General features: G+C 59.8%; 13 protein-coding genes and 2 tRNA genes. 6 read left to right on the top strand and 9 right to left on the bottom strand.

The genetic code is table 11. The features are described 5' to 3' along the window. Positions 1 to 124: 124 nt before the first annotated feature. The 3 genes from CW360_RS06595 to uvrB all read right to left on the bottom strand — a co-directional run bounded on the left by CW360_RS06595 (position 125) and on the right by uvrB (position 3,915). A tRNA-Ala gene (locus CW360_RS06595) sits at positions 125 to 200 on the bottom strand. Between the two features lie 136 nt (positions 201 to 336). After that, the gene (gene gltX, locus CW360_RS06590) at positions 337 to 1,818 is read right to left on the bottom strand and encodes a glutamate--tRNA ligase (RefSeq protein WP_101193153.1); all 1,482 of its coding nucleotides are present in this window, start codon (positions 1,816 to 1,818) and stop codon (positions 337 to 339) included. An 81-nt stretch (positions 1,819 to 1,899) separates the two neighbouring features. Next, a complete protein-coding gene (gene uvrB / locus CW360_RS06585; RefSeq protein WP_101193152.1) occupies positions 1,900 to 3,915 on the bottom strand; it encodes an excinuclease ABC subunit UvrB in 2,016 nt (671 codons plus the stop codon). A 200-nt stretch (positions 3,916 to 4,115) separates the two neighbouring features. Here uvrB and CW360_RS06580 point away from each other — a divergent pair, with 200 nt between their 5' ends. Further along, entirely contained in the window at positions 4,116 to 5,312 is a 1,197-nt protein-coding gene (locus tag CW360_RS06580) for an amino acid aminotransferase (RefSeq protein ID WP_101193151.1), read from the top strand. Positions 5,313 to 5,378: 66 nt separating this feature from the next. Then, positions 5,379 to 5,454 (top strand) — tRNA-Asn (locus CW360_RS06575). Between the two features lie 355 nt (positions 5,455 to 5,809). Here the strand turns inward: CW360_RS06575 and CW360_RS06570 are convergent. Beyond that, positions 5,810 to 6,133, bottom strand: a complete 324-nt coding sequence (locus CW360_RS06570) for a ComEA family DNA-binding protein (RefSeq protein ID WP_101193150.1) — start codon at positions 6,131 to 6,133, stop codon at positions 5,810 to 5,812. Between the two features lie 148 nt (positions 6,134 to 6,281). After that, positions 6,282 to 6,545 (bottom strand): YkgJ family cysteine cluster protein, encoded by a 264-nt coding sequence (locus tag CW360_RS17055; protein WP_101193149.1) that lies wholly within the window; start codon positions 6,543 to 6,545, stop codon positions 6,282 to 6,284. Positions 6,546 to 6,691: 146 nt separating this feature from the next. On the opposite strand from CW360_RS17055, the gene CW360_RS06560 reads away from it, so the two are divergent. Beyond that, entirely contained in the window at positions 6,692 to 7,033 is a 342-nt protein-coding gene (locus CW360_RS06560) for a DMT family protein (protein WP_101193148.1), read from the top strand. On the opposite strand, the gene CW360_RS06555 is transcribed toward CW360_RS06560, so the two are convergent. Then, entirely contained in the window at positions 6,992 to 7,897 is a 906-nt protein-coding gene (locus tag CW360_RS06555) for an NAD(P)-dependent oxidoreductase (RefSeq protein ID WP_101193147.1), read from the bottom strand. The genes CW360_RS06560 and CW360_RS06555 overlap by 42 nt on opposite strands. A gap of 107 nt (positions 7,898 to 8,004) precedes the next feature. Between CW360_RS06555 and CW360_RS06550 the strand changes: the two genes are divergently transcribed. Both CW360_RS06550 and ppnP read left to right on the top strand, forming a co-directional pair. Then, positions 8,005 to 8,571, top strand: coding sequence for a 3'-5' exonuclease (locus tag CW360_RS06550; protein ID WP_101193146.1), 567 nt, complete (start codon positions 8,005 to 8,007; stop codon positions 8,569 to 8,571). Between the two features lie 63 nt (positions 8,572 to 8,634). After that, positions 8,635 to 8,916, top strand: a complete 282-nt coding sequence (gene ppnP, locus CW360_RS06545) for a pyrimidine/purine nucleoside phosphorylase (protein WP_093987158.1) — start codon at positions 8,635 to 8,637, stop codon at positions 8,914 to 8,916. Positions 8,917 to 8,943: 27 nt separating this feature from the next. On the opposite strand, the gene CW360_RS06540 is transcribed toward ppnP, so the two are convergent. Genes CW360_RS06540 through CW360_RS06530 form a run of 3 tightly spaced genes read right to left on the bottom strand, consistent with a single transcriptional unit; the run spans position 8,944 to position 10,943 of the window. Then, the gene (locus CW360_RS06540) at positions 8,944 to 9,741 is read right to left on the bottom strand and encodes an OmpA family protein (protein WP_101193145.1); all 798 of its coding nucleotides are present in this window, start codon (positions 9,739 to 9,741) and stop codon (positions 8,944 to 8,946) included. Then, entirely contained in the window at positions 9,741 to 10,094 is a 354-nt protein-coding gene (locus CW360_RS06535) for a DUF4398 domain-containing protein (RefSeq protein ID WP_101193185.1), read from the bottom strand. Before CW360_RS06535 ends, CW360_RS06540 begins: the two co-directional genes overlap by 1 nt. A 30-nt stretch (positions 10,095 to 10,124) precedes the next feature. Further along, a complete protein-coding gene (locus CW360_RS06530; RefSeq protein ID WP_101193144.1) occupies positions 10,125 to 10,943 on the bottom strand; it encodes a substrate-binding periplasmic protein in 819 nt (272 codons plus the stop codon). A gap of 194 nt (positions 10,944 to 11,137) precedes the next feature. Here CW360_RS06530 and CW360_RS06525 point away from each other — a divergent pair, with 194 nt between their 5' ends. After that, positions 11,138 to 12,469, top strand: a complete 1,332-nt coding sequence (locus CW360_RS06525; RefSeq protein WP_170307333.1) for an IS4 family transposase — start codon at positions 11,138 to 11,140, stop codon at positions 12,467 to 12,469.

Here is a 12,469-nt window from a genome sequence, read left to right as displayed (position 1 = left end):
GGGACTCGAACCCCTGTTACCGCCGTGAAAGGGCGGTGTCCTAGGCCACTAGACGAAGGGGACGCAGAACCCTTCTTTGTCACAACCGCCTTAACGATTGCGCCACTCCGTGAGGAGTCGAGATTGGTGGAGCTAGACGGGATCGAACCGTCGACCTCTTGCATGCCATGCAAGCGCTCTCCCAGCTGAGCTATAGCCCCATCTCGAGGACGGGGCGCATGTTAGGCGCGCCCCGCCGCCCTGTCAACACAATTTTTATTCGGCCCGCATTTTTTTTTGCAGACAGAACAACCACTTACCCCAAGAGCCTGGCGCAAGGCCAGGCCCGCCGTGTAATCACTTCAGCTCGGCCAGTAGCTTCTCCCACTCCTTGCTTTCCTTCTTCGAAGGACTACCAAGCAACTCCACGGCCTGACGCAGACGGAAACGCGAAAGATCCGGGCCGAGGATTTCCATGGCGTCGAGAACCGATACCGAGCTGGCCTGTCCGGTGATGGCCGGGAAGATCAACGGCATGACATCACGCAGCTTGAGCCCCTGATGCTCGGCCACCTGCTGGATGATTGCGGTGATGTTGTCCTTGTTCCACTGGCGCAATGCCTCGAGCTTCCAGAGGATCAGTTGCAACAGCAAACGTACCTGATCGGCCTGCAGTTTCTTGTGCTCGAACAGGCTGGCCTGCAGTGGCACCCCCCCCATGAAGAACATCGCAGCCAACGGTGCCAGCTGGCTGAACGTTTCGATGCGGCCCTGCACATGCGGCGCGATCTTCATCAGGTACTGCGGATTGAGCGCCCACTGCTGCACTTCGGCGGCAAAACGCTCGACCGGCAGTTCACGCAACCATTGGCCATTGAGCCAGGAGAGTTTCTCCAGATCGAAGATCGGCCCCCCCAGGGACACCCGCTGGATGTCGAAATGCTCAATCATTTCGGCCAGGGAAAACTTTTCGCGCTCGTCCGGCATCGACCAGCCCATGCGCCCCAGGTAGTTGAGCATGGCCTCCGGCAGAAAGCCCATGCGCTCGTAAAAGGTAATGCTGGTGGGGTTCTTGCGCTTGGACAGCTTGGACTTGTCGGGATTGCGTAGCAGCGGCATGTAGACCAGCTGCGGCTGCTCCCAGCCGAAGTATTCGTACAGCTTGATCAGCTTGGGCGCCGAAGGCAGCCACTCCTCGCCACGCAGCACATGGGTAATGCCCATCAGGTGGTCATCGACCACATTGGCCAGGAAGTAGGTGGGCAGGCCGTCGGCCTTCATCAAGACCTGCATATCCATGCGGTCCCAGGGAATTTCCACCGCACCACGCAACAGGTCAGGCACCACGCAGACACCCTCACTGGGCACCTTCATGCGCACCACGTGCGACTCGCCGGCGGCGATGCGCTGCTCTGCTTCCTCTGCCGACAGATGCATGCAGTGCCCGTCATAGCGCGGGGTTTCCTTGCGTGCCTGCTGCTCGGCACGCACCTGATCGAGACGTTCAGCGGAGCAGAAGCAGGGGAAGGCATGACCTTTGGCAACCAGCTCATCCGAATACTTCTTGTAGATGTGGCCCCGCTCGCTTTGCCGATACGGGCCGTGCGGCCCGCCCACATCCGGCCCCTCGTCCCATTCGATACCCAGCCAGCGCAGGGCATCGAATATCTGCTGCTCGGACTCGCGCGACGAGCGCAGCTGGTCGGTATCTTCGATACGCAGGATGAACTGGCCGCCGTGCTGGCGAGCAAAGCACAGGTTGAACAGGGCAATGTAGGCAGTGCCAACATGCGGATCGCCGGTGGGCGATGGCGCGATACGGGTACGGACGGTGGTCATGGGGACTCTCGAAACAGGCTGCCGAAGCAGGAGTAAAAACAGGCTGATGTTAACAGGGCGCAGCCGCCCCGCTCTACCGGCTCAGAGGGCCAGCAGGCGCTCGCGCAGTGCCTGGATCTCATCACGCAACTGCGCAGCCTCTTCAAATTGCAGTTCACGGGCCGACTGATACATCTGTTCTTCCAATTGGCGGATACGCTTGTTCAGCTCCGCCGGTGAACGCAACTGCGCCTCGTAACGCGCCGTTTCTTCTGCGGCACGCGCCTGAGCCTTGCGCTTGTTGCTGCGTGCTCCCGGCACTACGGCACCCTCGAGGATGTCACGGATGTCCTTCTTGACGCCTTTCGGCACGATGCCGTGCTCGGCATTGAAGGCCAGCTGCTTGGCGCGGCGCCGTTCGGTTTCGTCAATCGCCCGCTGCATCGAACCGGTCATCTGATCGGCATACAGGATGGCCTTGCCATGCAGATTGCGTGCGGCGCGACCGATGGTCTGGATCAGCGAGCGCTCGCTGCGCAGAAAGCCCTCCTTGTCCGCATCGAGAATGGCCACGAGCGAGACTTCAGGCATATCCAGCCCCTCGCGCAACAGGTTGATGCCAACCAACACATCGAACACCCCGGTACGCAGGTCGCGGATAATCTCCACCCGCTCCACGGTATCGATATCCGAGTGCAGGTAACGCACCCGTACATCGTGATCGGACAGGTAGTCGGTGAGATCCTCAGCCATGCGTTTGGTCAGCGTGGTCACCAACACCCGCTCCTCGGCTGCCACCCGCAAACGTATTTCGGAAAGCAGGTCATCAACCTGGCTACGCGCGGGACGCACCTCGATCTGCGGGTCTACCAGCCCGGTCGGGCGCACCACCTGTTCGATGACACGTCCACTGTGCGCCGCCTCGTAAGGCCCTGGGGTGGCCGAGACAAAGATGGTCTGCGGACTGATGGCCTCCCACTCCTCAAAACGCAGGGGCCGATTATCCAGCGCCGAAGGCAGGCGAAAACCGTACTCGACCAGTGTTTCCTTGCGCGAACGGTCGCCTTTGTACATCGCCCCGACCTGCGGCACCGAAACGTGCGACTCATCGATTACCAGCAAGGCATTGGCCGGCAGGTAGTCGTAGAGGGTTGGCGGCGGCAGGCCCGGCCCGCGCCCGGACAGGTAGCGCGAGTAGTTTTCGATGCCGTTGCAGTAACCCAGCTCGAGAATCATCTCCAGGTCGAAGCGCGTGCGCTGCTCCAGACGCTCGGCGGCCACCAGCTTGTTTTCCCCGCGCAGGTAGTCAAGGCGCTGCTTCAGTTCGATCTTGATCTGCTCGACAGCCTCCAGCAGGGTCTCGCGCGGCGTGACGTAGTGGCTTTTCGGGTAGAAGGTGAAACGCGGCAGCTTCTGCAGCACCTCACCGGTCAGCGGATCGAAGGCACTGATGCTCTCCACCTCGTCATCGAACAGCTCGACACGAATGGCTTCCAGATCGGACTCCGCCGGGTAGATATCGATGACGTCACCACGCACGCGAAAACTGGCCCGGGCAAAATCCATGTCATTGCGGCTGTACTGCAGGCTGGCCAGGCGGCGCAACAGCTCACGCTGATCGATACGATCGCCACGATCCAGATGCAGGACCATTTTCAGATAAGCCTGCGGGTCACCCAGGCCATAGATGGACGATACCGTACAGACGATGATGGCATCCTCGCGCTCCAACAACGCCTTGGTTGCCGACAAACGCATCTGCTCGATATGGTCGTTGATCGAGGCGTCCTTCTCGATAAAGGTATCCGAGGACGGCACATAGGCTTCGGGCTGGTAGTAGTCGTAGTAGGAAACGAAATACTCCACGGCGTTATGCGGAAAAAAGCTCTTGAACTCGCCATACAGCTGCGCCGCCAGCGTCTTGTTGGGCGCCAGCACCAGGGTGGGGCGCTGTACCTGGGCAATCACGTTGGCGATGCTGAAAGTCTTGCCTGAGCCAGTGACACCCAGCAGGGTCTGGTGAGAAAGCCCTGCCTCCAGGCCTTCGACCATCTGGCGGATCGCCTCGGGCTGATCGCCAGCTGGGGTATAACGGGTCACCAGTTCGAATGCCGCCATAGACACCTCGGAAAAATAGCTGTGACGTCGCCTCACGCGGCTCGTCTTAACGGGGCAAACCACCCATGCATTGCACGCCTTATGCGGCGATCTTTCCATGGGCGGCGGCGCACAGGGTCGCTATACTAGCGCCCCGATTCGTCCAGCCCCAGCCTGCAATGGCCGGGACCCACCAGCCCTCCTAGAGTTCGAGCCGCATCATGAGCCTCTTCTCTGCCGTCGAAATGGCACCGCGCGATCCCATCCTGGGTCTGAATGAAGCATTCAACGCCGATCCCCGCAGCAGCAAGGTCAACCTTGGCGTGGGTGTCTACTTCACCGATGAAGGCCGCATTCCACTGTTGCGCGCCGTAGCGGCAGCCGAGCAGGCACGGATCCAGGCGCATGCACCGCGGGGTTACCTGCCGATCGAAGGCATCGCCAGCTACGACAGTGCCGTGCAGAAACTGCTGTTTGGCCAGGATGCCGCGCTGCTGCAGGCGGGCCGCGTGATCACTACCCAGTCACTGGGCGGTACCGGCGCACTGAAGATTGGCGCGGACTTCCTCAAGCGCCTGCTCCCCGAGGCCTGCGTGGCGATCAGTAACCCCAGCTGGGAGAATCACCGCGCACTGTTTGAATCAGCCGGCTTCCCGGTACACAACTACCGTTATTACGATGCCGCCAGCCAGGGCGTCGATCGGCAAGGCATGCTCGACGACCTGCGCGCCCTGCCGGCACGCTCCATCGTCGTCTTGCACGCCTGCTGCCATAATCCGACCGGCGTCGACCTCGAGCTGGATGACTGGAAAGCCGTACTGGAGGTTCTGCGCGAGCGCGAACACGTACCCTTTCTCGATATTGCCTACCAGGGCTTTGGCGATGGCATCGACGAAGATGCGTTCGCTGTGCGCCTGTTCGCCGAATCCGGCCTGAACTTCCTGGTATCCAGCTCGTTCTCCAAATCCTTCTCACTGTATGGCGAGCGTGTCGGTGCCCTGTCCATCGTCACCGACTCCCAGGAAGAAAGCACCCGCGTGCTCTCCCAGGTCAAGCGCGTCATCCGTACCAACTACTCGAACCCACCCACTCACGGCGCCACTGTGGTTGGCAATGTACTCAACAGCAAGGAACTACGTGCCATGTGGGAGCAGGAATTGGCCGAGATGCGCGAGCGCATTCGCGACATGCGTACAACCATGGTTGAACAACTGGCCAGTCTCGGCGCCAAACGCGACTTCGCCTTTGTGGCCCGCCAGCGCGGCATGTTCTCCTACTCCGGCCTGACGCAAGAACAAGTAGAACGCCTGAAAAGCGAGTTCGGCATCTATGCCGTGGGCACGGGACGCATCTGCGTGGCAGCACTGAACAGCGGCAATATTCGCGCAGTTACCGAAGCCATCGTAAAAGTCCTCTGAAAAACCCGGAGAGGTCTTCACAGGTGTTGACTTCTCCTTAGCAATCAGTAGGATACGCACCGTTGTTCCGCGATAGCTCAGTCGGTAGAGCAAATGACTGTTAATCATTGGGTCCCTGGTTCGAGTCCAGGTCGCGGAGCCAAATTCAAACCCGATCTCAGGATCGGGTTTTTTATTGCCCGCGGCATATCACCCGGCCGCTCCTTCCTTTGCCCCACGCTTTTCGCCTGCAGCACGTTTCAGTAATACTTTCCGCCGTAGGCCAGACGAGCCAGGCCCAGCAAAGCACCTGCAAAAATGGCCAAAGCCAGGGTGTTTTCTACCAGGGTTTCAACAAACAACATGGTCTGCACTCCTCTCCAGCTAGATTAAGCTCGCTTCGTATACGAGCATCGCCTGGAAATAACTGTATATCCATACAGTGCTTTGTGCAACCCCCTTATCACGGAAAAAGGGCCGGCACAGGCCGACCCTTTTCTGCAGACGCGCACTCACCTTCAGGGGCTAACGCTCAAGCGAGCGCGATTCTTCTCCAGCGTCGCTACCCCGATCCCCTTGACCTCAAGCAATTCTTCAACCGACTGAAACGCTCCGTGCGCCTGACGGTAATCGACGATAGCCTGAGCCTTGACCGCACCAATACCTACCAACTCACGCTGCAAGGTCGCCGCATCCGCGCTATTCACGTCAATCAACCCGGCTACTTCTGCCTGGCTGGCCGCAGGCAGCGCAGTCGGTGCCATGCTTTCCGCAGCCTGCACAGCCAGGCTGGAGAACGACAGGCAAGAGAACAACAAGGAGGCTACAAGTGCTTTTTTCATGATCAGTTCCTTTGAATAGACAGTGTCAATGCAACCACAGCCGGGTTGCCACTGAGACCCTAGACAAAGCTGACCGACCGTCAAACGCAGTCAGCATGCAGCGACGGATTCTGTGACAGTTCGCGCAGGAGCAGGATACTGCGCCCACTCAGGAAGCCAGTGGTTGAGTCGCCTCTTCCAGCCAGCCGAGGATCCGTACCGCATCATCCCGAGAGCTTCCACATACCTGTGGATCAGCGGCAAAGTCCAGGCAGACGGCTGGTCGTTCGGGTTTGCCAAACAAGGCGCAACGGTTGTCGCCAGCAAGATGTAGGCAACGCTGCCCCGCAGGCTTGCCCTGAGGCATACCGGGCATCGGCGATGAAATGGAAGGCGCGATGCAACAGGCACCGCAACCGGCTCGACACTGCATGAACACCTCGCAAGCGGCCTGGACGACCGCCCTTGCAGCGGTCGGCGGGCATTTTAACCAGCCTGGCGTCACTGTAAATACAGCCCCTTGGCGGCAACAACAGCAAGGATTAGGCTGCGCAGCAATTTTCCAATGAGCCGTCGACCATGCCTGTGTGGATGCAAACCGCTGCCCTGCTGTGCCTCTCCAATGTTTTCATGACATTCGCCTGGTACGGTCATCTGAAGACACTGAACAGCAAGCCCTGGTTGATTGCCGCTCTCCTCAGTTGGGGGATCGCGCTATTTGAATACCTGCTGATGGTCCCCGCCAACCGTATCGGCTATACCGTGCTGTCGGTCGGCCAGCTGAAGATCATGCAGGAAGTGATCACCCTGGCGATTTTCGTGCCCTTCAGCGTGCTGTATATGCAACAACCTCTCAAGCTGGACTACCTGTGGGCCGGACTATGCTTGCTGGGTGCCGTGTATTTCATCTTCCGCAGCTAAGGGCGCATGTAAGCGGGCAATCAGGCTGGAAGTATCCCAGCGCCCTCCACCCAGGCGCTGGACATCGGCATAGAACTGATCAACCAGCGCAGTGACTGGTAGCTGCGCGCCATTGCGTCGCGCCTCATCAAGCACAATAGCCAGATCCTTGCGCATCCAGTCCACGGCAAAACCGAAATCGAAGCGCCCCTCCAGCATCGTCTTGTGCCGATTCTCCAACTGCCAGGATTGCGCAGCCCCCTGGCTGATCACAGCCATCGCTGCCTCGCCGTCCAGCCCGGCACATTGTGCAAAATGCAGCGCTTCGGCCAGTCCCTGAAGCAGGCCGCCGATGCAAATCTGGTTGACCATTTTGGTCAACTGCCCGCTACCCACCGGCCCCATGTGTTGCACCCGCCGTGCGTAGCAGGCCATGACCGGCTCAGCTCGTGCGAACCACAAGGCTTCACCGCCAACCATGACGGTCAACTGGCCATTGATTGCTCCCGCCTGACCGCCTGACACCGGGGCATCAATGAACCCCAACTCACGCTCGGCTGCCTGTATCGCCAACTCCCGCGCCACGTCAGCCGAAGCGGTGGTGTGATCAACCAGCACGGATCCCGGCGACATACCGGAAAAAGCGCCCTGCTCGCCCAGCAAGACTTGACGCAAGTCTTCATCATTACCCACGCAACACATCACCAACTCGGCACCCTGCGCTGCCTGGCGCGGCGTATCGGCACAGTCACCGGCATACTCCGCAGACCACTGCAAAGCCTTGGCCGGTGTGCGGTTGTACACCCTGACGCGATGCCCCTGGCGCTGCAAATGCCCCGCCATGGGATAGCCCATCACCCCCAAGCCAATGAATGCCACGTTCATATCCATACTCCTTGAATGCACCAGCGCGCACAGTAGCAAGCCTTTGCAGGCCCTCGAAAGGCCCGCATACTGCCAGCTTTCATCCTGTAGCACGCAAGGAGCGAGCGATGCCCGCCTGGCTGGTCATTGATCTGGAAGCCACCACCGACGAGGGTGGCTGGCCCCTGGAAGAGATGGAAATTATCGAGATTGGTGCCGTGCTGGTAACCTGCGGCGGCGAAGAAATCAGCCAGTGGCAGCATTTCGTACGGCCCGTTCGCCATCCGCAACTGACCGACTTCTGTAGACAATTGACGCAGATAGAACAATATCAGCTGAACAACGCCGCAGGCTTTGCCCAGGCTAGCCAAGCGCTTGACGAGTGGCTGGCCAGCCAGACGCGCACAGTACTGGGCTGGTGCAGCTGGGGTGACTACGATCGCCGCCAGTGGCATCTGCAAGCTTCCCAGGAGCATGCGCAAAGCAGCCTACTGCATCTGCCGCACCACAATCTGAAAAAGCACTATGCCAGACAACAGCGACTAGGCAGACAGGTTGGCCTCAGGCGAGCCCTGCAACACGCCGGCCTACAGTTCTGCGGCCAACAACACCGCGCACTCGACGATGCACGCAACACCGCCCGCCTGCTCAACTATTGCCGCCTACCAGGCCATATCGAGACGGGCACGCCTTAGTGACGCTGACGCGAGCCTTGGGCATACTGGCGCTCCTTTTTTCACCCCCCAAGAGGATGCCAGATGTTCAAGGTCAACGAGTATTTCGGCGGCACAGTCAAATCCATCGCCTTCACTCAGCATGAAGGCCCTGCCACCATTGGCGTCATGGCCCCTGGCGAATACGAATTCGGCACCAGCCAAGCGGAAGTCATGCATGTAGTCAGCGGCGCGCTGACCGTCAAACTGCCCGGTAGCGAGCAGTGGCAAACCTTTGCAGCTGGCAGTCAGTTCAATGTGCCAGCTGACAGCAAATTCCAGCTGCAGGTTGCCGTAGATACCGCCTACCTCTGCGAATACCGCTAAGCAAGCAACCCGCCACCTGCATAAGCATCAGGGCCGTGCAGGTGGCAGGCGTCCGCGCTCATCGGAGAACACCACCTCAACCCGTCGATTTTGTGCCCGTCCGCGTGCCGAAGCGTTTTCGCTCAACGGATAAGCCTCGCCGTAACCCACGACCTCGACGCGCTCGCGGCGGATACCCAAGTCAACCAGCGCATCAGCTACCGCCTGCGCTCGCTGCTGTGACAACTGCATATTCAGCGCCTTGTTACCCAGGCTGTCACTATAGCCTTCAACCCTCACGACACGCGCCGGATTGAGCTGCAGCAGCTGGACAATCTTCAACAAGGTACGACTCGCCACCGCCTTCAGCTCAGCACGCCCCGTATCGAAAGCCATATCGGCAAAACTCAATACCAGGCCGCGCTCACCACCTTCCGTCTGCAGGCTAAGCACCTGATCTTCAAGCCACTGACTATGCTGCTGGACGCTGAGCAGGCGCGCCTCGCGCAAGGACAACTGCAGTCGCTCGCGCTCACCCTGCAACCGCTGCAAACGCTGGCGATTCAAGGCCTGCTGGGTATGCTCGCGGGCAATAGCGCTGTAAGCCTGGCTCAAATAGGCAAAATGCTGCACATCGCCAGCACTCCCCCAATAACCTGCCAGGCGCTCGGCGCGCGCCAGTGACTCGCCGGCACGCAGCACATCCTTGGCCGCGTACTGTAAAACCTGCGGATCACTTTTGACCTGCTGGAACGCCTCACGGGCCGGCACCAAAGCCTCCTCGCTATGCTGAGGACTCGCACAGCCGGCCAACAGCAGCACCATCGAGCAAAACAGGACACGCATCAGTTCACCTCACTCAGCTGTTTGCGCAGGCGCTGCAACTGCAGCAACAGGACGTCCAGTTCAGCCTCACTCTGCACCGACAGTTGTTGCGCTTGCGCAAGTCGCGCATCCAGCTCGGCCTGCTCAGCCAAGACACGCGCCCGTTTGAAGTCTTCTTCAGCCATGTTCTTGCGCGCACGCGCCAGCTTCTGTTCAGCCAATTGCAGAGCGCGGGCAGTGGCTGGCACGCCCGCGTCATACGCCTGCTGCAAGGCTTGCTCGCTCAGGCGCAGTTGCTCAAGGGGGGCCGGATCATGAGCGCAGCCCGACAGCAAAGCCAACAGGCCGAGCATGAGCAGCCCCTTTGTTTCAATGCGCATGTCGTTCACCCGTCGTAGTCAGATTCATTCAAGCAACAGCGAGTCCTGCTGCACCTGCTGGGACTGCCACAACGCCAGGCTGTCTTGCAGCACGCGCTCGGCGACACCGGAGGCACGCAACTCCATCAGGCTGCGTGCCAGCTGCCCGCGCAGGCGCGCGGTATTGCAGGCCGAATTGTGTGAAAGCGTGAAGTGCAGGCCCTCACTGGAAATGGCCGGCTGCAACACGTCCAGCTCCTCGGCAAACCCCAGACTCTGCGCAATGGCCGTGCCGGGGTACTGCTCATACAGCACATAGTCGGTACGCCCGAGCAGCAGCTTGCGCATCGCCTGGGCAATACTCGGTACGGCCTCAATACTCAAGTGCTGCTGAGCATATCGATCAAAATCCTCGCCAAAGCTGTTATTGACCAGGGTACCGCCCTTGAGTCCCTGCAGATCCTGGCGGCCAGCGTAGAACAGCTCCTGGCCACGCCGCACCCAGACCACGCTGTCGGTATGCAGGAACGGCGGGTGTACGTAGTCCATATATTCAACACGCGCCTGCGTCACGAAGGCACCGGCCAGCATATCTACCCGCCCGCTACGCGCCTCGTCCTGAGCTCGCGCCCAGGAGCCGGTGTAGATAACGTCGACTTCAATATCGAGAGCGCGACCGATGCGCTTGAGCAGCTCGGCATTTGCGCCCATCAGCTGCGCCGGATTATCCGGATTGCGCCACAGGTATGGCGGATACTCAGGATTACCCGTTGCTACCAGACGTTCGCAGCTTCCAGCACTCCAGGCAGGCCCCGCCAGCAAGAAAAACAGGACACCCGCACACGATAAAAAGCTTCGCAGCATACCGACTCCCAAACAACGCAATGCCAGCGACCAGGGCAAAGATCATAACGCATCGCATTGCCCACAGCGCACAAAACCCACCGCGCAAAAACAACAAACCCGCCATAGCGGCGTAATGCTGTTCACTTAAGCATTTGAGCCCTGACGGGGCTTCCCCGAAAATCCGATGTCAGGTCCCTGGCATCGGATTTTTTATGTCTCTGCAACAGCAACTGCTCGACTTAGGTGAACTGTTCAACTTCTCGGATCTGAGCACCTTCACCCAAAACATCCCGATCGAGTGGGTGGCATCCGCTCTGGACTTGTCCGCCCAGGCCACCATAAGGCGGCGGCGTCTGCCCAGCGATCAGGTGCTCTGGCTGGTGCTTGGCATGGCCTTGTTCCGTGACGAGCCGGTGCATGAGGTCGCACGACGCCTGAATATCTGTGCCCAGGGGCTGGCCTCTCACGACCTGCTGGCCCGAAGCGGTGTCACCGAGGCGCGTAAACGATTGGGTGCCGATCCGGTTGAGTGGCTGTTTCGTCAGACGGGTAACCAGTGGGGTTGCGAGCGCTATGAGGGCGATACCTGGCAGGGCCTGCAAGTATTGGCCGTGGATGGCGCACTCCTGCGCACCCCAGACACGCCTGAACTCCGAGAGCATTTCGGCTCCGGCAATACCTCCACCGAGCGCCAGACGCCGTTTCCCATGCTGCGACTGGTAGCCCTGATGAACGTGCGCTCGCACCTGATTCTGGATGCGCAGGTGAGTCCCTACCGGCGCAGTGAGATGCGCTTGGCCGATGAGTTTATGCAGCAGATTCCCAATCAGTCGGTGACGCTGTTCGATAAGGGCTTCTGGAGTGCCGACTTGCTGTTGCGCCTGGGCGCCGCAGGGGAAAGCCGGCACTGGCTGATTCCGGCCCGCCAAGGGCTGGTTGGCGAGGAAGTCGCTCGTTACGGCAAGGGCGATCGTTTGCTGCGCATGAAGGTGTCGGCACAGGCACGAAAGCGCAACCCCGACCTGCCGACGCACTGGGAGGTACGTGAAGTCAGCTACGCCGTGAAGGACAAGATCAAGACAGTGCTCACCTCGCTGCCTGCGGATACTTACAGCGCCAAGACCATCGCCAAGCTGTATCAGGAGCGCTGGGAGATCGAGCTGGGCTTCCGGGATATCAAAAGCTCTCTGCAGCAGAATGCGATGACCCTGCGCAGCAAGGTAACGGAGCTGGTCTACCAGGAGGTCTGGGGCTTGTTGTTGGCCTACAACATCATCCGCCGCGAAGCCGGTCAGGCAGCCGTCGCCTTCGGCCGCTCTCCGGGCGACATCCGCTTCAAACCAGTAGCTCAATACATCGCCGTGCAATTGATCGTGATGGCGGCGGCCAACCCGATTTCAGCAACAGGAACACGATTGTCGGAGCTGAGAGCAGGAATCGGTGGGCTGTTTCTGGATCACCGTCCAAGGCCATCAAGACCAAGGACGGTGAAGATCTCAAAGACCCGTTATCCAGTGGATCGAAAGGCTGCTCCGCTTAAGTGA

The sequence above is a fragment of the Pseudomonas fluvialis genome (genome assembly GCF_002835605.1).
GTDB classification, from domain to species: domain Bacteria; phylum Pseudomonadota; class Gammaproteobacteria; order Pseudomonadales; family Pseudomonadaceae; genus Aquipseudomonas; species Aquipseudomonas fluvialis.
The sequence above is the reverse complement of the archived record's forward strand: the minus strand, read 5'-3'. Positions and strand labels throughout refer to the sequence as shown.

What these genes read in the sequence shown, in the direction of transcription:
- uvrB (WP_101193152.1), bottom strand. Translation starts at nt 3,915, where the DNA reads ATGGCGGCATTCGAACTGGTGACCCGTTATACCCCAGCTGGCGATCAG.
- CW360_RS06570 (WP_101193150.1), bottom strand. Translation starts at nt 6,133, where the DNA reads ATGAAAAAAGCACTTGTAGCCTCCTTGTTGTTCTCTTGCCTGTCGTTC.
- ppnP (WP_093987158.1), top strand. Translation starts at nt 8,635, where the DNA reads ATGTTCAAGGTCAACGAGTATTTCGGCGGCACAGTCAAATCCATCGCC.
- CW360_RS06555 (WP_101193147.1), bottom strand. Translation starts at nt 7,897, where the DNA reads ATGAACGTGGCATTCATTGGCTTGGGGGTGATGGGCTATCCCATGGCG.
- CW360_RS17055 (WP_101193149.1), bottom strand. Translation starts at nt 6,545, where the DNA reads ATGCAGTGTCGAGCCGGTTGCGGTGCCTGTTGCATCGCGCCTTCCATT.
- CW360_RS06580 (WP_101193151.1), top strand. Translation starts at nt 4,116, where the DNA reads ATGAGCCTCTTCTCTGCCGTCGAAATGGCACCGCGCGATCCCATCCTG.
- CW360_RS06560 (WP_101193148.1), top strand. Translation starts at nt 6,692, where the DNA reads ATGCCTGTGTGGATGCAAACCGCTGCCCTGCTGTGCCTCTCCAATGTT.
- CW360_RS06540 (WP_101193145.1), bottom strand. Translation starts at nt 9,741, where the DNA reads ATGCGTGTCCTGTTTTGCTCGATGGTGCTGCTGTTGGCCGGCTGTGCG.
- CW360_RS06530 (WP_101193144.1), bottom strand. Translation starts at nt 10,943, where the DNA reads ATGCTGCGAAGCTTTTTATCGTGTGCGGGTGTCCTGTTTTTCTTGCTG.
- gltX (WP_101193153.1), bottom strand. Translation starts at nt 1,818, where the DNA reads ATGACCACCGTCCGTACCCGTATCGCGCCATCGCCCACCGGCGATCCG.
- CW360_RS06525 (WP_170307333.1), top strand. Translation starts at nt 11,138, where the DNA reads ATGTCTCTGCAACAGCAACTGCTCGACTTAGGTGAACTGTTCAACTTC.
- CW360_RS06550 (WP_101193146.1), top strand. Translation starts at nt 8,005, where the DNA reads ATGCCCGCCTGGCTGGTCATTGATCTGGAAGCCACCACCGACGAGGGT.